This is a genomic window from Zavarzinia sp., from assembly GCF_041650655.1.
GTDB lineage: Bacteria > Pseudomonadota > Alphaproteobacteria > Zavarziniales > Zavarziniaceae > Zavarzinia.
In genome coordinates this window covers 1-2,823 of the sequence record NZ_JBAZKR010000251.1, presented here as the reverse complement: position 1 = coordinate 2,823, position 2,823 = coordinate 1, and the positions used below count along the sequence as shown (strand labels likewise).

General features: G+C 64.4%; 1 protein-coding gene. It reads right to left on the bottom strand.

Features of this window, described 5'->3' with window-relative positions:
* Positions 1-2,823: FG-GAP-like repeat-containing protein (locus WC493_RS23080; RefSeq protein ID WP_373068967.1), on the bottom strand; the 2,823-nt coding region annotated here is incomplete at both ends.

Here is a 2,823-nt window from a genome sequence, read left to right as displayed (position 1 = left end):
GCACGCGATTGCGGCGATTGCACGGCATGCAGGCCGGCGATGCCCAGCAACGCGAGGACATCACTGCGGCTGTCCGTCGCGTCGGCAGTTGCGTCCGGGGCCGCCAGCACAGTGGCGGCCGAACCTGCCGCCGCGTCGGTCGGACCTGCAGAATTCGCCCCAGCCCGTTCGCCGCTCTCGCCGTGTGTCGGCGCCGCAAGCATCGTCACCACTACGGTGCCGAACACTTGCTGGAACAGCGAAACACTGATCGGTCCTGCCGGGAGCGAGAACACGCCGAGCTTGAACAGTTTCTGGAACACGTTTGGATCAAGCAGCGGCTCGATCGCGATGATCTTGGCCAGCAGTTCGCGCACCTCGGCCTGGTGACCCGGCAGCAGGTCGAGCAGGCCGGCAATCGCGTCGTCACTCAGGCCCTGCAAGGCACCGAAGGACTTGAACAGGGATGCAGAGACCAGATCGTTCAAGTCGGTCTCGATGCTCACAATAATTCCTGCAACCAGAGTCACCGCGGCACTGCCGCCGAACAGCAGGTCCTCGGTCAGCGTGCCGTAGATAAGATCGTCACCCTGTCCGCCTATAAGGATGTCGTTGCCCGCACCGGCGTCGAGCGTGTCGTTGCCGCCGTAATTCACGTCGATCGACTCGATCAGCAGTTGCGGACCAGCCGCCACAAAGGTCACCATGCCGCCGTCGCCGAACAGTACATCGCTGCCACCGGCGCTGGTCACTGTGTCGCCCTGCGCGCCGCCAATCGCCACATCAACGCCGTCGCCCGTCGAGATCGTGTCGCTGCCGCCCAGCAAAGGATCGCCGGACACAACCTGCACGAGGACGCCCGCGGCATCGTAGATCACCGTTCCGTTGTCGCCGGTTACCACATCCGAGCCGCTACCGGTAGTCAAGATGTCGCTGCCTACGCCACCGATCACTACGTTGCTGCCCTCGCCGGCATCGATGATGTCATCACCGCCCGTTCCGGCCACCGTGTCGGTCGACTCGATCTGCGAAATCACGGCGTTCTGGTAGGCGATCAGGCCATTGTCGCCAAGCACAATGTCGTTGTCCGAGCCGGATCCAATCGTGTCGCTGCCGAAGCCGGCCATGATGATGTCGCTGCCGCTGCCGGTGGTGAGCAGGTCGGCGCCGCCGTCATCGAGCTGTATGGTTTCGATCAGCCCGAGGGTGATCGGCAGGCCGGCCAGTTGCGGCGCGTCGACGACGTCCGAAGTGATCTGGCCACTGTCGCCGATCACCAGATTGCTGCCGTCGCCTGCGTCTATGACGTCGCCGAAGCGCCCGCCGATCACGATGTCGTTGCCGCCCGAGGTGATGATGGTGTCCACCCCGCCGAATGCGTCGGTCGAGGTGCTCTGGATCAGGTCGATGTCGGTCGAATCGAGGTCGGTACCGACATAGTCGACCTGACCGTCGTCGCCCAGCACGATGTCGGCATCGATGCCCGTGGTGATGGCGTCGTCACCGAAGCCGCCGATCACGATATTGCCGCCATCGCCGACATCGATCAGGTCGTCGCCGCCCAGTTCCGGTTCGGTCGAGCCGAACTGCGTGAGCTGGGCTCCGGTATCCCAATTCACGAATCCGTTATCGCCAATCACGATATCGACGCCTGTACTCACCGCGGGCAGCGGATCGGTCGGCGCCAGCGGCGGCTGATTCACCCGGTCATCACCCAGACCGGCGAGCACGATATTGGTGCCGCTGCCGCCGCCGCTGACGATGACATCGCCGGCGCCGGTCAAGGCCGTGGTGTCGGTGGTGCTCGCCTCGATGAGCACGGCCACGCCGGCCACTTCGGTGAAGTCGAACAAGCCGTTGTCGCCGATGATCAGGTCTGTGCCCACCCCGGTTTCGATAACGTCGGAGCCGAAGCCGCCGAGCACGATGTTGTCGCCGTCGCCCACCCGGATATCGTCGTTGCCGCCCAGGGTCGGGTCTGTGGTCTGGAAGGAGTCATACACGCCGCTTGCCGTCCAGTCGATCTGGCCGTTGTCGCCCATCACCAGGTCGGCGCCGGTGCCCGCTGTCACCGTATCGTCGCCGACGCCGGCCAGGAGCAGATTATCGCCTTCGCCGGCGGTGATGATGTCGTTGCCGCCGGTGCCATTCACGGCATCGGTCGAGACCGCCTGCAGCAACTGTGTGGTGAGCGGCGTGTAAGTCACCGCGCCGTTGTCGCCGAGGAGGATGTCGGTACCGGAACCGGAGGTAATCGTGTCGCTGCCGAAGCCGCCCACCACGATGTTGTCGCCGTCGCCCACCAGGATCACGTCGTCAGCGCCCAGAATCGGATCGGTACTCATGAAGGATTCAAGCAGCCCGGTGGCGCCCCAGTTGAACTCGCCGTTGTCGCCCATCACCAGATCGGTACCGCCACCCGTGATCACCGTGTCGGCACCAACGCCCGCCAGGATCAGGTTGTCGCCGGCAGTAGTGCGCTCGACATAAACGGGCGCCAGGGTGGTACCGGTGTTCAAGAGGTAGGTGAATGTGCCGCCGGCATCGCCCACGATCACATCCAGATCACCGTCGCTGTCCATGTCGGCGAAGCTTGGCGTGCTGCCAGAGCCGACATCTATTGCATCAAACGGATTGGCCGAGCCGGTGCGCTGGACATAGACCGGTGCCGCCGTCGTGCCGGTGTTCTCGAAGAAACTGAGCGTACCGTCGGCCGCACCCACGATCGCATCCAGATCGCCGTCGCCGTCGATGTCGGCAAAGCTTGCCGTACTGTCAGCGCCGACATTCACAGCGGCCAGCGGATTGGCCGCGCCGGCAGTTTCGACATAGACCGGCGCCGCC